This is a genomic window from Bacillus sp. Marseille-Q1617 (assembly GCF_903645295.1).
Classification (GTDB): Bacteria; Bacillota; Bacilli; order Bacillales; family Bacillaceae_B; genus Rossellomorea.
In genome coordinates, this window is sequence record NZ_CAHJXM010000003.1 from 110,278 (window position 1) to 129,664 (window position 19,387).

Genomic DNA, 19,387 nt, shown 5'->3' on the forward strand with positions numbered 1-19,387 from the left:
AGGAGGACCTATGGAAAAAACAGTGGAAAAACAGAACAAGCTGATGATACGTGATTACCCTCAGGATGAGAGGCCGAGGGAGCGCCTCATCCAAAGCGGGGCTGCCAGTCTCTCCAATCAGGAATTATTGGCGATCCTTCTCAGGACAGGTACGAGATCGGAATCTGTCCTTCAGCTTTCGAACCGGCTCCTGACAAGCTTTGACGGTCTTAATCTATTAAAGGATGCATCCCTGGAAGAAATCACGAAAACAAAAGGAATCGGACTTGCCAAGGCTGTTCAGATCATGGCGGCGGTCGAACTGGGACGCAGGATCGGCAACCTTGCTTTCGATGACCGCTACAGTATCCGGTCCCCTGAAGATGGAGCGAATTATGTCATGAATGACATGCGTTTTTTAGCTCAGGAACACTTCGTTTGTCTTTACCTCAATACCAAAAATCAAGTGCTCCACAAACAGACCATTTTCATCGGCAGTCTGAATGCTTCGATCGTCCATCCGCGTGAAGTGTTCAAAGAAGCCTTCCGCCGGTCGGCAGCATCGATCATCTGCATCCATAACCACCCGTCCGGTGACCCGACCCCGAGCAGGGAAGATATCGAGGTTACAAAGAGATTGGTAGAATGCGGGCGGATCATTGGTATTGATATCCTCGATCATCTTATCATCGGTGAGAAAAAATTTATCAGTTTAAAAGAAAAAGGGTATTTATGACACTAGGATTTTTTTAATGGTTACGATATAATTATGCTTATGATTTTTACTCACAATATGCTGATTCATTAAGCGTAGCTCATTGAAAAAAGAGTCGTTCTCTAAAGAATGAGTCTTTTCGTTATGTCATGAAGTGTCAACTATTGTAAAAAATTCGAGGATGAAGAGTTTGGACAACTCTCCTGTTTATCCAAATAGAGACCAGCCAATTTGTATCAGAAAGGGAGATACCATTAATGTTTGGAACGAAAGATTTAGGAATTGATTTAGGCACAGCTAACACGTTGGTGTACGTTAAAGGAAAAGGCATCGTTGTACGGGAGCCTTCCGTTGTTGCACTTCAAACTGACAATAAACAGATCGTAGCTGTCGGAAACGATGCGAAGAATATGATCGGAAGAACACCTGGGAACGTAGTGGCTCTGCGCCCGATGAAAGACGGAGTCATTGCAGACTACGAAACGACTGCTACCATGATGAAATACTACATAAAGCAGGCGACCAAAAACAAAGGTCTATTTTCCAGAAAGCCATATGTGATGGTGTGTGTACCGTCCGGAATCACAGGTGTCGAAGAGCGTGCCGTCATTGACGCGACTAGACAAGCAGGAGCAAGGGATGCCTACACAATAGAAGAGCCTTTTGCAGCTGCCATCGGAGCCAACCTCCCAGTCTGGGAACCGACGGGAAGCATGGTCGTTGATATCGGGGGCGGAACGACAGAAGTTGCGATCATCTCTCTTGGCGGGATCGTAACAAGCCAGTCAATCCGTGTAGCCGGTGATGAAATGGATGACAGCATCATCAACTACATCCGTAAAACATATAACCTTATGATCGGTGACCGCACGTCTGAAACCATCAAGATGGAAGTCGGTTCAGCGGGAAATCCGGAAGGGATTGAATCGATGGAAATCCGCGGGCGCGACCTTTTGACAGGACTTCCGAAAACGATTGAAGTGACGGCTGCTGAAATTTCTTCTGCCCTTCATGATACGGTATATACAATTGTTGATGCCGTTAAGAGTACCTTGGAAAAAACACCTCCTGAACTTGCAGCTGACATTATGGATAGAGGAATTGTGCTGACTGGCGGAGGCGCATTGCTTCGCAATATGGACAAGGTGATCAGTGATGAAACGAAAATGCCTGTCCTTATCGCAGAAGAGCCGCTCGACTGCGTAGCAATCGGCACAGGTAAAGCACTTGACCATATCCATCTTTTTAAAAACCGTGGTAAATAATCAACTTAAATGAAGTGGGGACTGTTCCTTAAAGTACTTCACCATAGTACATTAAGGCGTCCCCCTCTTTTTTCGCTTCCTGAATGTCGAAAAAGTAAATAATTTGGAATGATATCAATATCAAATAGATTTTGATATAGTATTTAATAGAATTAGGCTCTGTTAAAGCTTACAGTTGTTATCAGCTCGATCTAGCTGTTGATTGGAGTGCAAGGCGGAGACTCCAGCGGGAAAAGCGAGACTGGAGAGACCCCGCAGTTACGCAGCGACGAGGTGGCTCACCGGCCGCCCGCGGAAAGCGGAGTCTTGCACGGTAATGAACAGCGGTATTTAACAGGCTAAGAATTAATAAAGGTTGAGGTGTACAGCATGCCACAATTCTTCCTGAACAAACGATTAATCATCCTGCTTGTAAGCATCATCGTTCTCGTAGCATTGATTGGATTTTCGTTACGTGAAAGAGACAGCATCAGCTGGCCCGAGCAGTTCGTGAAAGATATGGTAGGATTCGGACAATCATTGATCTCCAAACCTGTCAATTATACAGGCGGAGTCATCGAAAACGTAAAAGATCTTCAAAATACATACACAGAAAATGAAAAACTGAAATCCCGCCTTGACGAGCTCGTCAAGCTTGAAACGCAGGTAAGGGACCTTAAACAGGATAATGAAGAGCTGAGAGGCGTATTAGAGAAAAAAGAAGATTTAAGAAGCTATGATACGATTCAAGCAACGGTCATTGCCAGAAACCCTGACAGATGGCAGGAGCTGATAACGATCGACAAAGGTGAAGTCAACGGGATCAAATCCGATATGGCCGTCATCTCTTCTGCCGGATTGATTGGAAAGGTCAAAAGTGTGAATGAATTTTCATCAACCGTGGAGCTCATCTCTACCAACAACACGAAGAACCGCATCTCCACCGTCATACAAGGAAAACAGGATATCAATGGCTGGATTGAAGGTTATGACAGTGATAAAAAAGAGATCCTGGTAAAACGGATTCCGAATGACTTGAAAGTGGAAAAAGGATCCAAGGTCATCACTTCGGGACTGGGCGGGGTATTTCCTAAAGGGCTGGTAGTCGGTGAAGTAAAAGAAGTGAAGCCGGATCAATATGGCCTGACACAAACAGCACATGTCAAACCGGCAGCAGATTTCTATCATTTGGAGCATGTGATGGTGATCGACCGTGAAATGAAGGGTGTCACCGAGGCACCGCCGGAAGAGGATAGCGGGGAGGAAGAGCAATGATCAACAGGCTCATCCTTCCTTTAGTGACCCTTCTTATCTTTTACAGTGAAAGTCTTTTTGTCATTCTTTTTCCCAACTTGGAAATGATCGATCAGCGTATTCTGGTGCCTCATTTCCTGATCATTTTCATCCTATTTATATGTGGTTTCTTTCAATATAAAACCGCCTTATTATACGGATTCATCTTTGGCTTCCTTTTTGATATCTATTACACGGAAATCAACGGGATTTATTTAGTATTCTTTCCATTCGTCGTTTTTCTTGCGCATGCCATGATGAAGGTCCTGCATAATAATTTGTTCGTGTTCGCACTTATTGTACTGGTGAATCTGTCGGTGCTTGAGTTCCTTGTCTATCAAATCAATGTCATCATACAGCGCACAGATATGACGATCATTCAGTTTGCCGATTTGCGCCTGTGGCCGACACTCGCGCTGAACGCGATTTTTTATATTATCTTTGCCTATCCCTTCAAAGTGTTTCTGCAACGGAAACAGAAGCAGCTTCTTGAAGATTGATAGAAGGATTTTGAAAGAAAAAGAGAATTCGTATTTGTGCTTGATATTCGCGAAAATTGTCCTATGAAAAAAGGATATAACCATGCTTATGTCGAATTTATAGACGACTGAGGTGAAAAATTGCGCCATGAAAAAGAAACCAAATGTAATGATCAAGGGTACTAAAGAAGGACTCACCCTTCATCTCAATGATCAATGTTCGTTTGATGAACTTAAGAAAGAGTTGGACGAAAAGCTGTCAGCACATTACCGTGAAACTGAGGGAACCCCTTTGCTCACTGTAAATATCCAAACGGGGAACCGTTATCTGACAGAAGATCAAGTTGAAGAGCTGAAGGAAATTGTCAGGCAAAAACGCAATCTCGTAGTAAATGAAGTATGGAGTAATGTCGTCACAAAAAATGAAGCAGAGAAATTAATGAATGAAAGAAATATAGAAACCTTAACGGGTGTCATTCGCTCAGGTCAAGTGATTGAAACACCGGGGGATCTCCTGATCGTGGGGGATGTGAACCCTGGGGGAAGGATCCTTGCAGGAGGGAATATCTACATATTAGGTGCTTTGAAAGGAATTGCCCATGCAGGGTGCACAGGGAAAGAAGAAGCGGTCATCGTCGCTTCGAAAATGCTCCCCACACAGCTTCGTATCGCCGACTGTGTGAATCGAGCCCCTGATCAGCCGCTCGATGAAGATCAGCATGATATGGAATGTGCTTACATTGATGAGCACGGGCAGATCGTGGTTGACCGTCTTCAGGTATTAAAGCATCTTAGACCAAATATTACGAGTTTTAAAGGAGGAAGCTAATGTGGGTGAAGCCATAGTTGTTACTTCAGGTAAAGGTGGAGTGGGTAAGACGACTACTTCTGCCAATGTTGGTACAGCATTAGCTCTACAAGGCAAGAAAGTCTGTCTGATTGATACGGATATCGGTCTCAGAAACCTCGATGTGGTCATGGGCCTCGAAAACCGAATCATTTATGATTTAGTCGATGTCGTGGAAGGGCGCTGCAAAATTCATCAGGCGCTTGTGAAGGATAAGCGGTTTGAAGACAAATTGTTCCTTCTGCCAGCCGCACAGACAAGTGATAAGTCAGCGGTGAATCCTGAACAGATGAAGAAACTGGTCCTGGATCTAAAACAGGATTATGATTACATCATCATCGACTGTCCGGCAGGAATCGAACAGGGCTACAAGAATGCGGTAGCGGGAGCGGACCGTGCAATCGTCGTCACAACTCCGGAAATCTCCGCAGTGCGTGATGCAGACCGCATCATCGGACTGCTTGAGAAAGAGGACATCGAACCGCCTAAACTGATCATCAACCGCATCCGAAGCCATATGATGAAAAATGGTGAGGCGCTGGATGTAGACGAAATCACTGCACATCTGTCAATCGACCTGCTCGGGATTGTCGCGGACGATGACAATGTCATCAAGTCCTCCAATAAAGGAGAACCAATCGCCCTTGATTCCACCAGCAAAGCTTCGATTGCGTATCGGAATATAGCAAGGCGTATCCTGGGGGAATCCGTCCCTCTTCAATCGCTTGAAGAAAGTAAACCAGGCATGTTCTCGAAAATCAAAAAACTTTTCGGCGTTAAAGCTTAATAGATTTATAGAAACCGAAAGAGACCTGATCAGTGTTCATTTGAATGCCGAACAGGTCTTTTTTATATGGATGAAGTGTTTTGAGCCAGGCACAAATGATTCGCTTTGTGCCAGGCACCCACTCCCCTCATCACCATATATTTTGTTTTCTTTCATGAATAATCCCTTCGGACAAGTCATACATTGTAGCATGTGAATAGAACAGGCTCGTTTGGCGCGGAGCCGGACAATACCTTAGAAAAAGGAATGGTGTTCATGGGGAATCGAGCGGATGAAATAAGAAAGCGAATCGCGAAAAGAAAAAAAACAAATAAGATGACCACGCAGCGCGGCTATCCAAACAATTCTTATCTTCTGCCGAGTGATGAAGAACGATACGGGGCAGAACGGTATTCAAGCTTTGAAGGCGGGCCACCTCCGGAAGGGTTTCATCCGTTGTTCAAAAAAGAGACCTTCATGATGAAGATTTTGGGTGCGGGCATCATGGTTTTGATCACTGCGATCATGTTCAAAAGTCCTTCACCCGTTTTCGACGAAGCGAAAACGGTGGTCAACCGTACGATGGAGACAGAATTTCAGTTTGCCGCCATCTCGTCCTGGTATGAGGATCAATTCGGAAAACCCCTTGCCTTGCTTCCTGGAGGGACGGAGGAAAAAGACTCTTCATCCGCCGACACCACTAAAGAATATGCACGGCCAGCTTCAGGCAAGGTCGTTGAGAACTTTAAAACGAATGGACAGGGGATCATGCTTGAAACCGGTTTTGGCGAAGATGTGGCCGCTATGAAGGGAGGGCTGATCATTTTTGCCGGAAAGAAGGATAAGCTCGGGAATACCGTTGTCATCCAGCATGAAGATAAATCGGAATCATGGTACGGCCATCTCGAATCAATCGAAGTGAATCAATATGAATTTGTTGATAAAGGGTCTGCAGTCGGGAAGGTTTCAACGAGCGGGGAAAGCGATGTCTCCGGGGAATTTTATTTTGCCATTAAAATGGGTGATGAATTCATCGACCCGATACAGGTGATATCATTTGACTAATATTACTTCGGCAGTAAAGAAACTCTATATTCATCCATTGCTCTGGCTTGTCATGGCCATCGGTATAGCGACGGCTCATTTTCTTGAATTGATCATGCTGCTACTGATCATCACCATCCACGAATTGGGCCATGGGGTGACCGCCCACTATTTTTCGTGGAGAGTGAAAAGGATTGCGCTCCTGCCCTTTGGGGGAGTTGCTGAAATGGATGAGCATGGCAACCGCTCCCTTCGCGAGGAGTTCTGGGTGATTGTTTCAGGGCCGCTTCAGCATGTCTGGCTCGTTGGGGCAGGATGGCTCTTGATGAAAGGAAGTTTGATCAGCGGGGACTTATTTACGCTGTTTCTTCAATTAAATCTTATGGTCCTGCTGTTTAATCTGCTGCCGATCTGGCCGCTTGACGGCGGGAAGCTGATTTCATTATTGCTGTCGCTCAGGTTCAATTATTTGAAAGCATATGAAATGACGCTGATCAGTTCATTTTCACTCCTTATCCTGTTTCACTTAGCGGTCCTGGTGATTGCCCCGCTTCATTTGAATCTCTGGATTGTGCTTTCGTTTCTTTATTTTTCATTATGGATGGACTGGAAGCAGAGGAGGTATAACTTCATGAAGTTCCTGTTGGAGCGTTATTACGGGAACAGTCATCAATTCGCTGATTTGAGACCTCTGCCGATCGAAGGAGAAGACACGCTTCTGACGGTAGTGGAACGATTTCATCGCGGTGTGAAGCACCCGCTCGTCGTTCTTGAGAAGGGTACTGAAGTCGGCAAGCTTGATGAATATGAACTCCTTCATGCTTTCTTTGCTGAAAAAATGACAAATGCAAAAACAAAGGATCTTCTCTACCTTTATTGACGAATGGGGAGAGACTGTATAAAGTGAATAATAGAAAATACACAAAGGTTTGACGCCGCGTCATTCCTTTTCTTTTTGTCCGAGAAAAATGACGTGTTCATATAGAAAAGAGGGATCCTCCGGTGGAAGAAATCATTGTGCACGGAAAAGGCAGAGAAAAACGATGGGTTCTGCGTAAAGATCAGAAGGTCGGCGGGCTTTACACGTATCAGCCGCAGGAAGAAACGCTGACAGGAAATATTTATTACGCCAAGGTGGTCAAGGTACAAAAAGGGCTTAGTGCAGCATTCGTGGATATCGGCGGGGATAAAAACGGTTATCTTCATGAAAAAGATTTTCCCCAGAACGTTGCAGCCTATCACACTGGCGATACGGCTGTGCCGATTGCGAAATGTGTACATGAAGGCCAAAAAATCCTTGTTCAGGTAACAAAAGATGCAGTGGGAACCAAAGGTCCGAAATTGTCTGCCGTCATCGAACTGAAGGGCGAGCATCTTGTTTATATGCCGGAGGGACATTACATCGCCGTTTCCAAAAAACTCGATGAATCGAAAAGGCGGGATCTGAAACGTTTCGGGAAAGAATGGAAAACCGAAGAGGAAGGGGTAGTCTTCCGTACCAATGCTTCAAGCGCTGAAAGTGACGTTTTGACTGAAGAGCTGAATACATTGAGAAGCCGTTTTCAGGATCTCGAGGGATTGAGCAGGAGAAGCAAAGCTCCCGCCCTTCTATTTAAAGAGGATGCCTTCTATAAAGATCTTTTTGACCGATTGAAAACAGGCGAAGGCGGACAAGTCGTGGTCGATGACTCTGAGACCTTCCACCATATAAAAGGATGGATCGATGCTCATTACAGCGGCAAATGGAGAATGGAACTGTATCAGGATAGAGAGAATATCTTTCAGCATTTTGGGGTCTCGTCTGTTTGGAAAAACGCGATGAAAAAAGTGGTGTGGCTTGATAATGGGGCGTTCCTGCTAATCGAATCGACAGAAGCCCTTACGGTGGTGGACGTCAATTCGGGTAAATTCACAGGCAAAGATGATCTTTCTCAGACCGTATTGAAGACGAACGTATTGGCCGCCTTGGAAATGGCGAGGCAACTGGTCCTCCGTAACATCAGCGGCATCATCCTGATCGATTTCATTGATATGAAAAAAGAGAGTCATCAGGAGGAAGTGTTATCAGCGTTCAGAGATGCCCTTAAGGATGATTCACAACGCACGACCATCCTGGGCTTCACTTCACTTGGCGTCCTGGAGCTGACGAGAAAAAGGACCAGGCCTTCATTAAATGAATATGTAACCGTCCCTTGTCCTGTATGCAGCGGCACCGGCCGGATCATTAGTCCCGAAAGCAAAGCGTTTCAACTGGAGAGAGAGCTGTGGGAATATCAGGGCACAGACACATCACAAATCATAATAGAGGGAACGAAAGATGTGCTCGACGTATTTGCCGGAAGTGATAAGCATCATCTAAAAAGATTGGAGAAAGCTTTGAAGGTGAAGCTTGATCTACATGTCATCGATCATTCACATCCTTTTTATCAAATCACAAAGTTAATATGAATTTCTCGATTTATATTGACACCTCCTCTCAAATTGTGATAGGATTCTAATGTTATTGATTGTAGCACCCGTGCTACAACCGCTCAGAACAGGTCTTAAAGTGTGGAGTGATCCAGCACCTGTGATTGGCGAGTCTGAGTTTATTAAGGAGGTGCGATTATGTACGCAATTATCGAAACAGGTGGTAAGCAAATCCGTGTAGAAGCTGGTCAAGCAATCTACATCGAAAAGCTAAACGCAGGTGAAGGTGATACGGTTACATTCGACAAGGTTCTTTTCGTTGGAGGCGACGATGTGAAAGTAGGAAGTCCATTAGTGGATGGGGCTACTGTAACAGCGAAAGTTGAAAAACAAGGCCGCGCGAAAAAGCTTGTAGTATTCAAGTACAAGCCTAAGAAGAACTACCGTCGTAAGCAAGGTCACCGTCAACCTTACACAAAAGTTGTAATTGACGAAATCAACGCGTAAGGCGTGATTGAATGATTAACGTTTACGTTGAGAAGTCCGGCGGAAGGATTCGTTCTTTCTCAATGGACGGTCATGCAGATTTTGCCGAACATGGGCAGGATATCGTATGTGCCGGTGCCTCTGCTGTTTCATTCGGAAGTGTCAATGCCATTATGTCATTGACCGGAATAGAACCCGATATCGAGCAATCTGCCGATGGGGGATATTTCAGCTGCGTCTTTCCAGACGGCTTGCCTGAAGAAACGGATATGAAGGTCCAGCTCCTGCTGAATGGTATGGTGATCAGCCTGCAGACAATTGAAAGAGACTATCGTGATTTCATTAAAATAACCTTCAAAAAGTAGGAGGTGGAACAGATGTTAAGATTAGACCTTCAGTTTTTCGCGTCTAAAAAAGGAGTAGGTTCGACTAAAAACGGACGTGACTCTATTGCTAAGCGTCTTGGCGCTAAGCGTGCAGACGGTCAAATGGTTACAGGCGGATCTATCCTTTACCGTCAACGCGGTACAAAGATCTATCCAGGATTGAACGTTGGCCGTGGTGGTGACGATACACTTTTTGCTAAAACAGACGGTGTTGTTCGTTTCGAACGCATGGGTCGTGACAAGAAAAAAGTGAGCGTATACCCTGTTGCGAATGAAGCTTAATCGCATATCTTTAACGAAAACTCTAACCGACTTTCGGTTAGAGTTTTATTTTTTGCCAATGAGGTGAAAGGCTCGTTCCGAGTGGCCGGAAATGCAGCACCACTCAAGCAGCAACCCTGCCCATTCCCCGCCCTTTCGACACTTTTTTCATAAACAATATACTCGGATACCTATCTTTGATATACTAACTAGTAGCACTTAAAGTATAGGAGTTATTATATGAGCGAAAATTGGGGTATTTTGGACGCACTGAGACATGCTCGTCATGATTGGATGAACGATCTTCAATTGATCAAGGGCAATCTTGAATTAAATCGAGTCGAGCGTGCGAAGCAAGTCATAGACACCATGGTTCTCACGGCGCAAAATGAATCTAAGCTATCGAATCTAAAACTTCCATTATTGGCTGAATGGATTTTAACATATAACTGGACCACGCATTTGGTGAAACTGGAGTTCGAAGTGGGGCAGACCGAGTATACGCACAAGCTTCATGATCAAAAGCTCGTTTCCTTATGTAAAGAGGTAATGGAACTTCTTGAAGCCAATACAGAGGCCAGCGCAGAAAACCATCTCTCATTAATCATCAACTTTTCTGAAGAACATCCCCGTTTTATATTTGATTTCACAGGTATACTAAAAGAGACGAATGTTTTGGAAGAATGGATAAAGAAAAAACAAAGTAACGGACAAAATATAGAAATAGAACTGCTTCAAAAAGAAGCATTTGTGATTCATCTTTCTGTTGAATAACATTGAATGTACATAATGATGTCAACATGATGGATAAGTTAGGAGTGAAAGTATGTTTGTCGATCAGGTCAAGATCTATACAAAAGGCGGAGACGGCGGTAACGGAATGGTTGCTTTCCGCCGTGAAAAATATGTACCGAAAGGCGGCCCTGCAGGCGGGGACGGCGGTCATGGTGCAGATGTCGTGTTTGAAGTGGACGAAGGTCTCAGAACGCTGATGGATTTCCGTTATCAGCGCCATTTCAAGGCGCCGCGCGGGGAGCACGGCATGAGTAAGAATCAGCATGGAAGAAATGCTGAGGATATGGTTGTCAAGGTGCCGCCGGGCACGGTCGTGAAAGACGATGATACCGGCGAAACGATTGCTGACTTAACGCAGCACGGACAACGCGCAGTCATTACAAAAGGCGGACGCGGAGGACGAGGCAACTCGCGTTTTGCGACTCCAGCAAACCCAGCACCTGAGCTTTCCGAAAAAGGTGAACCGGGCCAGGAACGCTATATCGTCATGGAATTGAAACTGCTTGCCGATGTCGGACTTGTCGGATTCCCTAGTGTGGGGAAATCCACATTGCTATCCGTCGTATCTGCAGCAAAACCGAAGATCGCTTCGTATCACTTCACGACAATCGTTCCGAACCTCGGAATGGTCGAAACGGCTGATGGCAGAAGCTTTGTCATGGCAGATCTGCCGGGATTGATCGAAGGGGCGCATGAAGGAGTGGGGCTCGGCCATCAATTCCTTCGCCACATCGAAAGGACCCGTGTCATCGTCCATGTAATCGATATGAGCGGAATGGAAGGGCGCGACCCTTACGAAGATTATCTGACGATCAACGAAGAGTTGAAGCAGTATAATCTCCGCCTTACGGAACGCCCGCAAATCATCGTGGCGAACAAGATGGATATGCCGGAAGCGGAAGAAAATCTGGAAGTGTTTAAAGAAAAGCTTCAAGATGATTATCCTGTATTTCCGATATCAGCATTTACACAGCAGGGCTTGAAAGAGCTGTTATTTGCAGTTGCTGATAAGCTGGAGACCACAGAAGAATTCCCGATTACGGAAGAAGTTGAGGAAACAGGTATTCATCGTGTCGTTTACAGACACGAAGAAGATCAGCGAGATTTCGAAATCACGCGTGATCCTGATGGTACCTTTGTGGTCAGCGGAGCGAAGATCGAACGTCTATTCAAGATGACCGACTTCTCCCGCGAGGATTCTGTCAGACGTTTCGCAAGACAGCTCCGTTCTTACGGTGTGGATGATGCACTCCGCGAGCGCGGTGCCGAAAACGGCGACACGATCCGATTATTGAAATATGAATTTGAATTCGTTGATTAAGCCTGGTCATATTGGGGGAGTAATCATTGGGAAAAAAATTTCAGGACGGTAAATTTTATCTGGTCCGTGAAGATGTCCTGCCGGAAGCGATGAAAAAGACGCTCGATGCCAAAGAACTGATCGAAAGAGGAAAGGCTGACTCGGTATGGGAAGCCGTGAATCGAGTAGATTTGAGCCGGAGTGCGTTTTATAAATACCGTGACACAGTCTTTCCTTTTCATACAATCGTGAAGGAAAGGATCATCACGTTATTCTTTCATCTTGAAGATCGCTCGGGAACGCTGTCACACCTTCTAAGTGAAACAGCGAAGCACGGATGCAATATATTGACCATTCACCAGACAATTCCGCTTCAGGGGAGAGCAAATGTAACGCTGTCCCTGAATGTGACGGATCTTACCGTCGGCTTGGAAGAATTATTGGCACGGTTAAGACGACTGGAATTTGTCGAGAAAGTAGAAGTGTTGGGCTCAGGGGCCTGACACTTCTTTTTTGATAGCACTCTCCACACATTTAAAATGTTCGCAATATAACTTTTTAAAAAGATGTATATACAAAACCATTCATCACATGTTAGAATGTTCAATAAATTTGCCGAGAGGAAGTTGACCAATTGAAAATTGCTTATCTAGGACCTCAGGCTTCTTTCACGGACCTGGCCGTGAAGAAGGCTTTTCCCGAAGAACAACAAGTACCATGCGTGACGATACCAGATTGCATTGAAGCGGTCATTGAAGAGGATGCCGATTATGCGGTGGTCCCCCTGGAAAACGCACTGGAGGGATCTGTACATATCACGGTGGATTATTTATTTCATGAAGCGGACTTATCCATCGTCGCTGAACTTACTTCTCCGATTCAGCAGCATTTGATGGTGCACCCAGAACACCGAGGCAGTGAAAGCAAGGTAGAGAAGATCCTTTCGCATTCCCATGCACTGGCTCAGTGCCATAAATTTCTTCATCACCATTATCGCGGGACTCCGCTGGAGCAGACGACCTCAACCGCGGCTGCAGCCAAATACGTGAGCGAGCACCCCGAGGAAAAGCTGGCGGCCATCGGGAATGAACTGGCCGCACACGAGTACGGATTAACGATCATCGATGAGAGTATCCATGACTTTGCCTATAATCACACACGTTTCATTGTACTGCATAAGCAGAGTAATGCGCTTACGATTGACCATAATAAAACGTCAGACAAAACGACGCTCATGGTGACCCTACCAAAAGATCGTTCCGGAGCTCTCCACCAGGTTCTCTCCACGTTTGCCTGGAGACAGCTGAATTTAAGCAAAATCGAATCAAGGCCCTTAAAGACCGGTCTGGGTGACTATTTCTTCTTGATTGACGTTGCTCATGGAATGGACGAGGTGCTGCTTCCGGGAGCAATCAGCGAGATGGAGGCGCTCGGCTGTGAAGTGAAGATGATCGGGACGTACTCATCTTATTTGCTGGATAAATAAATGGAAAAGACAGCCCCTTTTTGAGAAAAGGAGCTGTCTTTTTTTCATAACCAGGAATCATTCAAAAGCATTTCGTCTCCGGGTGCATGATGCAGGGGTATTTGTAAGTGAAAAAGGAGACTGAAAAAAGTTTTTGCTCGATGCTCTCAGATATTTGCTCGAAGAATCTATTTAAATGCTCGAAATTCCAGATATTTGCGCGAACCCGAATCCATCCCCTTCCCAAAACACCCAACCGTACTCACCGAGGCCAGCCATACAAAAAGCACCCGTACTTAAATCAGGCCGGGTACTTCCATCAGATCAGCTATAAGACTTCATCAAAAACCCAGCTTCCTTAAGTGCGTTTTCTGCATGAATCAATGTTTCCTCATTGTGGGCCATCAGCGTATGTAAATGCACGCCGTCCGTTAATTCGGATAAATATGCCGCTTGGGTTTTTTGGATTTTCGTTAAAAATTGTTCCACTTCTTTCCGATTGGAGACCATGATGGATGCTGTCAGATCACCATAAACGCCATGTTCGATTTTCACGTCCTTCACCGTGACGCCATGATCGACCAGTAGCAGCAGTTCCTCTTCGGCTCTGTCCGGAGAGTGCTGACAGGCAACGATCCGTTCCACCATCGAATCGCGATTCGAGCTTGGCATATAGAGGTATCCCTGACTCGTAGCGATGATCGGCTCTCCTTTTGCCTTCAGCAGGGTAATGTCACTGACGATGACCTGCCGGCTTACATTGGCAAGCTTTGCAAGGTCGCCTCCTGTTATCGGGGCTTGTTTTGTTATGAGGTGATCGAGAATGACTTGTCTTCTCTCTTCACCAAGTATTTTCTTCCCTGCCACTGCTATCTCCTCCGTACTTTTTTATATAGGAAATCATATCACACCTGCTTCATCAAGTTAAGAAATGTATGCTTCCTGATGAATATGTGACAGGACCTCTGCAAGTTCTTCGATATGTTCGCGGGTTGTGTCCCGTCCAAGGGAAATCCGGATGAACTCTTTTCCTTCCCTTTCTCCAATTCCCATGGCATCCAAGGTTTTTGGAATCGAATGTTTCCCTGTCTGACAGGCACTTCCCGTTGAAATATGGACGCCTCTCCGGTTGCACTCGAGCATGAGCCACTGGCCTTCCACGCCGTTGATCCTCATTCCGATTACATGAGGAAGCTGGTTGGCCTCCGGGGCACCATAGGCTGTGTAATGTTCTCCTAAAGAGCTGTGCATCGTCTTGAAGAAATGGTTTCGCAGCCCTGTATAGTGATGATGTTCCTCAATTGGTTTTGCTTTTAATGCCGCAGACACGAAACCGGCAATCCCGGGGAGGTTCACGGTGCCTCCCCTGAATCCATGTTCATGCGTCTGATGCGGCATGAAAGGATGGATATCGGATTGCGGATGAATATAGACGGCACCGGTCCCTTTTGGACCGTAGATTTTATGAGATGAGATCGTAAAGCTGTCCACGATCGAAGCAGTTTCCTTAATATCAAGCTTGCCGAAGGATTGCACCATATCACTGTGTAATAAAATATCTTTGCCTTGCAGCAGTTTCTTTATCTCTTGAATCGGCTGGATTGTGCCGATTTCACCATTAACATGGCAGACGGAGACGACCGTCGTTTGATCTGTAATGGCCGCTTCCAGGCATTCAAGGTTTATGAGTCCTTCGGAAGTATAAGGGATTTTTGTTACCCTGAATCCCGCCTTCTCCAGAAAAGCAGCAGTACTTTGAATGGACGAGTGTTCAGCTCCGCTGATGATGATATCCCTTCCCTTCTTTTGATAACTGAATGCCAGTGAGAGAAGAGCCAGATGATTCCCTTCCGTTCCACCGGAAGTGAAAGATATCCCCTCATGAGGGACACCGAGTACTCCTCCAAGCCTCGTTCGGCAATTTTCAAGAAGAAGCTGAGCTTTTCCTCCTGTATCATGAAGGCTGCTGGCGTTTCCCCAATAGTCTTCACTGACTTTCGAATAAATCTGTAAACACTCCGGATCGACGGGTGTGGTTGACGCATAATCGAAATAAAGCATCTGTCATTCTCCTTTTATACTTTCCAAAGTTAGCAATCTATAAGGCTCTTAACACAAAACTTGCTGTTTTCATCACGTTTTTTGATGGTACACAACTCCGGACACTCTGGGGGTGAGTTGGTATAGACGCGTGAATGCAGCCATTAAATTAGCCATCTATAAAAAAACTCTTGTCATTAGTTTAATAATGTGTAAATATATGTGTCAAGACACCTGTAAATAATCAGGAGGATTTTAATATGATGAGCACCGATGTAATCATTGTGGGAAGCGGTATCGCGGCATTACAGCTTGCCCGTCAGCTTCAGGAGCATTTGAATGTGATAATTATCACAAAGAATAAAGTGAAAGACAGCAATTCGTATCTTGCCCAGGGCGGGATTGCGGCACCGATCGGTATACTTGATAAAATTGAGCTTCATACAAGAGATACGATGACAGCAGGCTGCAACCATCAGTCCATAGAGGTAGTGAAGAACGTCATAAGGGATGGCAAAAGAATAATAGAATACTTGATTAATGACGGGGCTCCTTTTGACAGGAAAGCCGATGGGGACCTTGCACTCGGGATGGAGGGAGCTCACAGTATCGCGCGCATCCTCCACAGCGGCGGTGATCAGACAGGGAAATACATCGTTGACTATTTATTGGATTCCCTTACCGGTAAAGTCAGATTCGTTCAGGAGGAAATGGTCTGCGAACTCTTGAGAAATGAACGGGGTCATTGCTGCGGGGTGAAAACAATGAAAAGTGACGGCTCCATCCATCACTATTTTGCCCCTCATGTGGTGCTTTCCACCGGAGGCGCGGGATCAATCTATTCACTGAGCAGCAATGCACCGTCGGTTACGGGCGACGGCATGGCACTGGCTTTCCTGGCGGGGGCTGCGCTGTCCGATATGGAATTCATTCAATTTCACCCGACTCTTCTGTCTTTAGGCACAACTTCAGGCGGACTCGTTTCAGAAGCAGTCCGGGGAGAGGGGGCCCTCCTTATCAATGATAGGGGAGAAAGAATCATGGAAGGGGTGCATCCACAGCTGGAGCTCGCCCCGCGACATATCGTGGCAGAGAAGATAAACAGTGAGCGGAATGAAGGGAAGACGGTCTACCTTGATATCACTCCTGTAAAAGAGTTTAAAACGAAATTTCCTTCCATCACCAAAATGTGTGAAACCCATCATGTCTCCTTATCAGATGGGAAAATTCCAGTCACTCCCGGGTGCCACTTCACAATGGGGGGAGTGGTGACAGATGAAGAAGGAAAAACCACGGTCAATGGATTATATGCAATCGGGGAGGTTGCCTGTACTGGATTGCATGGAGCGAACCGGCTCGCCTCCAACTCCCTGCTTGAAGGTCTGGTGTTTGGAGAAAGACTCGCACATCATCTGATAACTGCCAAAAAAAATGCCGCGTCTTTCACAGCAGCTTATCATGTTTCGAAATCCAGAGGAACGGCCCCGGAAATTACTTTTGACCCAGCTGAACTTAAAGAGCGGATGATGACGGATGTTGGGATCATACGGAATGAACAAAGTCTAACGAATCATTTGAACTGGTTGAAGGCTCAATACTTACCATATAATGCAGACCTCGATCGTTTGTCTCAAGACGAGATCCAAACATACTTAATGTGGGTGGTCAGTATGATGATCACACAGTCCGCCCTCTTGAGGACGGAAAGCAGGGGCGGACATATCCGTTCGGACTATCCTGCAGAAAACAATACAGATTGGTTTAAACGAAGGATTCTTTTAATAAATGAAAATCATCAACTGAAGGTGGTACATGATGAACAACATAAAATTGAAATCTATGCTTGAAGAATTTTTAAAAGAAGATCTCGGTGACGGTGATCTTTCATCAGAAAGTGTATTTACAGAAAGCGATAAAGGGACGTTCTACTTAATGTCAAAAGAAGAAGGGATTTTTTGCGGCAGGAAAGTGATTGAAACGACGTTCACATTATTGAGTCCGGAAGCAGCGGCCGAGGTGCACGTTGAAGATGGAGATTACGTAAAAGAAGGGCAGCTGATTGCCAAGGTGAGCGGGAGCATGAGGGCTCTTCTCCAGGGTGAGAGGGTGGTATTGAATCTTATTCAGCGGATGAGCGGAATAGCGACATCCGTACACCGTGCCGTACTGAAAACGGAGGGAACCGGGGCGAGGATCTGCGACACCAGAAAGACGACGCCGGGGCTCAGGATGCTGGAGAAATACGCTGTGCGAACAGGCGGAGGCTTCAATCACCGAAACGGTCTGTATGATGCCGTCATGTTGAAGGATAACCATATTTCATTTGCAGGATCGATTGCCGCTGCCGTAAAAAAAGCGAAACAGCACTGCGGTCATACAGTGAAAATTGAAGTGGAAATCGAAAGTGAAGAGAGTCTGATAGAGGCGGTCGACAGCGGTGCAGACATCATCATGTTTGACAATTGCAGTCCCCGGCAAATAAAGGAGTGGATCCACCACGTCCCTCCTCAGGTTGTGACGGAAGCTTCAGGGGGGATTACGGAAGAGAATCTGAAAGAGTACGCCCACACAGGGGTCGGGTACATTTCACTCGGATACCTGACGCATTCAGTGAAGTCATTGGATATCAGCGCAAGAGTATTAAGGCAGGAGGGAATCTATAATGGGATTACTTGAAGAACTGACAGTTGAAACAGGCGTCCTGCCTGAATCAATCACCACCCTTACAAAAGAAGAAATGGAAATTCGGGTAAGGGAAATCAAAAGAATTCTGGGGAAAAAACTTTTTATACCGGGGCATCATTATCAGAAAGATGAAGTCATACAATTCGCCGATGCTGTGGGTGATTCCCTGCAGCTTGCGCAAATCTCATCCGAAAACCGGGAAGCGGACTATATCGTGTTTTGCGGCGTCCACTTCATGGCAGAAACGGCCGATATATTAACCCAGGAATATCAGCAGGTCATTTTACCAGACATGAGAGCAGGCTGCTCCATGGCGGATATGGCCGATATTTATCAAACGGAAAAAGCCTGGTCCAGCCTGCAGGGATTATTCGGAGATACCATCATCCCCCTCACCTATGTCAACTCAACGGCCGCCATTAAAAGCTTTGTCGGAAAAAACGGCGGCGCGACTGTCACTTCATCCAACGCACACAAAATGGTGGACTGGGCATTGGGGGAGAAGGAACGGATTCTTTTCCTTCCTGATCAGCATCTGGGAAGAAACACAGCTGCAGACCTTGGGGTTGCAAAGAGTGAAATGGCCGTTTGGGACCCGATCCGGAATGAGTTGATCTATGAGGGGGAACTGAAGAGTATTAAAATCATCCTTTGGAAGGGCCACTGCTCCGTTCATGAAAATTTCACGGAAAAGAACATCGAACATGTACGCAGTTCACACCCTGAAATGAAAATCATCGTCCATCCTGAATGCCGCAGGGAAGTCGTTGAAAAATCAGACTTGAACGGTAGTACAAAGTTTATCATTGACACAATCAAGAATGCGCCAAAGGGTTCTTCATGGGCAATAGGCACAGAAATGAACCTTGTCAAACGGCTGATCGGGCAGCATCCCGACAAGCAAATCATTTCTCTCAATCCTTATATGTGTCCATGCCTGACAATGAACAGGATCGATTTGCCGCATTTGCTTTGGTCGCTCGAAAAGATAATAAAGGAAAAACCACACAATATAATAAAAGTGGAGAAAGATATTGCTGCTAATGCCACGTTGGCATTAGACCGAATGTTAGCCAGGGCATAAATTCCCTCATTTTTATGTGAAAACCGCTCTTCAAAAATTTTATGGTAAAAGCAAGCAGTTGGGAAAAAATCTTTTTCTGCTTGCTTTTTTGTTTAAAGAAGAGTGTTCG

At 45.7% G+C, this 19,387-nt stretch carries 21 protein-coding genes and 1 other annotated feature; of the genes, 19 read left to right on the forward strand and 2 right to left on the reverse strand.

What is annotated here, in order from left to right; genetic code table 11:
• Window positions 1-10 precede the first annotated feature (10 nt).
• From radC to pheA, 16 genes are all read left to right on the forward strand, one after another.
• The gene (gene radC, locus HWX64_RS17760; RefSeq protein ID WP_303049494.1) at window positions 11-715 is read left to right on the forward strand and encodes a DNA repair protein RadC; all 705 of its coding nucleotides are present in this window, start codon (window positions 11-13) and stop codon (window positions 713-715) included.
• Window positions 716-951: 236 nt separating this feature from the next.
• Complete coding sequence (locus HWX64_RS17765) at window positions 952-1,959, forward strand: rod shape-determining protein (RefSeq protein ID WP_175990876.1); 1,008 nt, start codon at window positions 952-954, stop codon at window positions 1,957-1,959.
• A 369-nt stretch (window positions 1,960-2,328) separates the two neighbouring features.
• Entirely contained in the window at window positions 2,329-3,213 is an 885-nt protein-coding gene (gene mreC, locus HWX64_RS17770) for a rod shape-determining protein MreC (RefSeq protein WP_175990877.1), read from the forward strand.
• Window positions 3,210-3,731, forward strand: a complete 522-nt coding sequence (mreD, locus tag HWX64_RS17775; RefSeq protein WP_175990878.1) for a rod shape-determining protein MreD — start codon at window positions 3,210-3,212, stop codon at window positions 3,729-3,731. The genes mreC and mreD overlap by 4 nt, the downstream gene beginning before the upstream one ends.
• 127 nt (window positions 3,732-3,858) lie before the next feature.
• Window positions 3,859-4,539 carry a septum site-determining protein MinC gene (gene minC, locus HWX64_RS17780; protein WP_175990879.1) on the forward strand — a complete coding sequence of 227 codons (681 nt, stop codon included), beginning with the start codon at window positions 3,859-3,861 and terminating at the stop codon, window positions 4,537-4,539.
• 1 nt (window position 4,540) lies between these two features.
• Window positions 4,541-5,344: a septum site-determining protein MinD gene (gene minD / locus HWX64_RS17785; protein ID WP_175990880.1), complete on the forward strand. Its 804-nt coding sequence runs from the start codon at window positions 4,541-4,543 to the stop codon at window positions 5,342-5,344.
• A gap of 255 nt (window positions 5,345-5,599) precedes the next feature.
• On the forward strand, window positions 5,600-6,388 hold the full coding sequence (locus HWX64_RS17790; protein ID WP_175990881.1) for a M23 family metallopeptidase: 789 nt from the start codon (window positions 5,600-5,602) through the stop codon (window positions 6,386-6,388).
• Window positions 6,381-7,247, forward strand: a complete 867-nt coding sequence (locus HWX64_RS17795; protein WP_254871206.1) for a M50 family metallopeptidase — start codon at window positions 6,381-6,383, stop codon at window positions 7,245-7,247. Before HWX64_RS17790 ends, HWX64_RS17795 begins: the two co-directional genes overlap by 8 nt.
• Window positions 7,248-7,369: 122 nt before the next feature.
• Window positions 7,370-8,815 (forward strand): Rne/Rng family ribonuclease, encoded by a 1,446-nt coding sequence (locus HWX64_RS17800; RefSeq protein WP_175990882.1) that lies wholly within the window; start codon window positions 7,370-7,372, stop codon window positions 8,813-8,815.
• Window positions 8,816-8,882: 67 nt separating this feature from the next.
• Window positions 8,883-8,961 (forward strand) — a sequence feature (ribosomal protein L21 leader region).
• Window positions 8,962-8,974: 13 nt separating this feature from the next.
• The gene (gene rplU, locus HWX64_RS17805; RefSeq protein ID WP_172253646.1) at window positions 8,975-9,283 is read left to right on the forward strand and encodes a 50S ribosomal protein L21; all 309 of its coding nucleotides are present in this window, start codon (window positions 8,975-8,977) and stop codon (window positions 9,281-9,283) included.
• 11 nt (window positions 9,284-9,294) lie between these two features.
• Window positions 9,295-9,627 carry a ribosomal-processing cysteine protease Prp gene (locus tag HWX64_RS17810; RefSeq protein ID WP_175990883.1) on the forward strand — a complete coding sequence of 111 codons (333 nt, stop codon included), beginning with the start codon at window positions 9,295-9,297 and terminating at the stop codon, window positions 9,625-9,627.
• A gap of 12 nt (window positions 9,628-9,639) precedes the next feature.
• Window positions 9,640-9,930 carry a 50S ribosomal protein L27 gene (rpmA, locus tag HWX64_RS17815; protein ID WP_032087495.1) on the forward strand — a complete coding sequence of 97 codons (291 nt, stop codon included), beginning with the start codon at window positions 9,640-9,642 and terminating at the stop codon, window positions 9,928-9,930.
• Between the two features lie 219 nt (window positions 9,931-10,149).
• Window positions 10,150-10,683 carry a Spo0B C-terminal domain-containing protein gene (locus HWX64_RS17820; RefSeq protein WP_175990884.1) on the forward strand — a complete coding sequence of 178 codons (534 nt, stop codon included), beginning with the start codon at window positions 10,150-10,152 and terminating at the stop codon, window positions 10,681-10,683.
• Between the two features lie 52 nt (window positions 10,684-10,735).
• A complete protein-coding gene (gene obgE / locus HWX64_RS17825) occupies window positions 10,736-12,025 on the forward strand; it encodes a GTPase ObgE (RefSeq protein WP_175990885.1) in 1,290 nt (429 codons plus the stop codon).
• Between the two features lie 26 nt (window positions 12,026-12,051).
• Window positions 12,052-12,507, forward strand: coding sequence for an ACT domain-containing protein (locus HWX64_RS17830; RefSeq protein WP_175990886.1), 456 nt, complete (start codon window positions 12,052-12,054; stop codon window positions 12,505-12,507).
• Window positions 12,508-12,638: 131 nt separating this feature from the next.
• The gene (gene pheA, locus HWX64_RS17835; RefSeq protein WP_175990887.1) at window positions 12,639-13,490 is read left to right on the forward strand and encodes a prephenate dehydratase; all 852 of its coding nucleotides are present in this window, start codon (window positions 12,639-12,641) and stop codon (window positions 13,488-13,490) included.
• 303 nt (window positions 13,491-13,793) lie between these two features.
• On the opposite strand, the gene HWX64_RS17840 is transcribed toward pheA, so the two are convergent.
• Together HWX64_RS17840 and HWX64_RS17845 are read right to left on the reverse strand one after the other, a co-directional pair.
• Window positions 13,794-14,336 carry a transcription repressor NadR gene (locus HWX64_RS17840; RefSeq protein ID WP_175990888.1) on the reverse strand — a complete coding sequence of 181 codons (543 nt, stop codon included), beginning with the start codon at window positions 14,334-14,336 and terminating at the stop codon, window positions 13,794-13,796.
• A gap of 57 nt (window positions 14,337-14,393) precedes the next feature.
• Window positions 14,394-15,530 (reverse strand): IscS subfamily cysteine desulfurase, encoded by a 1,137-nt coding sequence (locus HWX64_RS17845; protein ID WP_175990889.1) that lies wholly within the window; start codon window positions 15,528-15,530, stop codon window positions 14,394-14,396.
• 239 nt (window positions 15,531-15,769) lie between these two features.
• Here HWX64_RS17845 and nadB point away from each other — a divergent pair, with 239 nt between their 5' ends.
• Genes nadB through nadA form a run of 3 tightly spaced genes read left to right on the forward strand, consistent with a single transcriptional unit; the run spans window position 15,770 to window position 19,278 of the window.
• Entirely contained in the window at window positions 15,770-17,356 is a 1,587-nt protein-coding gene (gene nadB / locus HWX64_RS17850; protein ID WP_254871207.1) for an L-aspartate oxidase, read from the forward strand.
• Window positions 17,325-18,185: a carboxylating nicotinate-nucleotide diphosphorylase gene (gene nadC / locus HWX64_RS17855; protein WP_175991577.1), complete on the forward strand. Its 861-nt coding sequence runs from the start codon at window positions 17,325-17,327 to the stop codon at window positions 18,183-18,185. Before nadB ends, nadC begins: the two co-directional genes overlap by 32 nt.
• Complete coding sequence (gene nadA / locus HWX64_RS17860; RefSeq protein ID WP_175990890.1) at window positions 18,172-19,278, forward strand: quinolinate synthase NadA; 1,107 nt, start codon at window positions 18,172-18,174, stop codon at window positions 19,276-19,278. Before nadC ends, nadA begins: the two co-directional genes overlap by 14 nt.
• Window positions 19,279-19,387: the final 109 nt, after the last annotated feature.

Bases quoted from the DNA above. Each gene is read 5' to 3' on its own strand.
- HWX64_RS17810 (WP_175990883.1), top strand. From the start codon at position 9,295: ATGATTAACGTTTACGTTGAGAAGTCCGGCGGAAGGATTCGTTCTTTC.
- obgE (WP_175990885.1), top strand. From the start codon at position 10,736: ATGTTTGTCGATCAGGTCAAGATCTATACAAAAGGCGGAGACGGCGGT.
- nadC (WP_175991577.1), top strand. From the start codon at position 17,325: ATGAACAACATAAAATTGAAATCTATGCTTGAAGAATTTTTAAAAGAA.
- HWX64_RS17790 (WP_175990881.1), top strand. From the start codon at position 5,600: ATGGGGAATCGAGCGGATGAAATAAGAAAGCGAATCGCGAAAAGAAAA.
- minC (WP_175990879.1), top strand. From the start codon at position 3,859: ATGAAAAAGAAACCAAATGTAATGATCAAGGGTACTAAAGAAGGACTC.
- HWX64_RS17765 (WP_175990876.1), top strand. From the start codon at position 952: ATGTTTGGAACGAAAGATTTAGGAATTGATTTAGGCACAGCTAACACG.
- mreD (WP_175990878.1), top strand. From the start codon at position 3,210: ATGATCAACAGGCTCATCCTTCCTTTAGTGACCCTTCTTATCTTTTAC.
- radC (WP_303049494.1), top strand. From the start codon at position 11: ATGGAAAAAACAGTGGAAAAACAGAACAAGCTGATGATACGTGATTAC.
- rpmA (WP_032087495.1), top strand. From the start codon at position 9,640: ATGTTAAGATTAGACCTTCAGTTTTTCGCGTCTAAAAAAGGAGTAGGT.
- nadB (WP_254871207.1), top strand. From the start codon at position 15,770: ATGATGAGCACCGATGTAATCATTGTGGGAAGCGGTATCGCGGCATTA.
- HWX64_RS17845 (WP_175990889.1), bottom strand. From the start codon at position 15,530: ATGCTTTATTTCGATTATGCGTCAACCACACCCGTCGATCCGGAGTGT.
- nadA (WP_175990890.1), top strand. From the start codon at position 18,172: ATGGGATTACTTGAAGAACTGACAGTTGAAACAGGCGTCCTGCCTGAA.
- mreC (WP_175990877.1), top strand. From the start codon at position 2,329: ATGCCACAATTCTTCCTGAACAAACGATTAATCATCCTGCTTGTAAGC.
- HWX64_RS17820 (WP_175990884.1), top strand. From the start codon at position 10,150: ATGAGCGAAAATTGGGGTATTTTGGACGCACTGAGACATGCTCGTCAT.
- rplU (WP_172253646.1), top strand. From the start codon at position 8,975: ATGTACGCAATTATCGAAACAGGTGGTAAGCAAATCCGTGTAGAAGCT.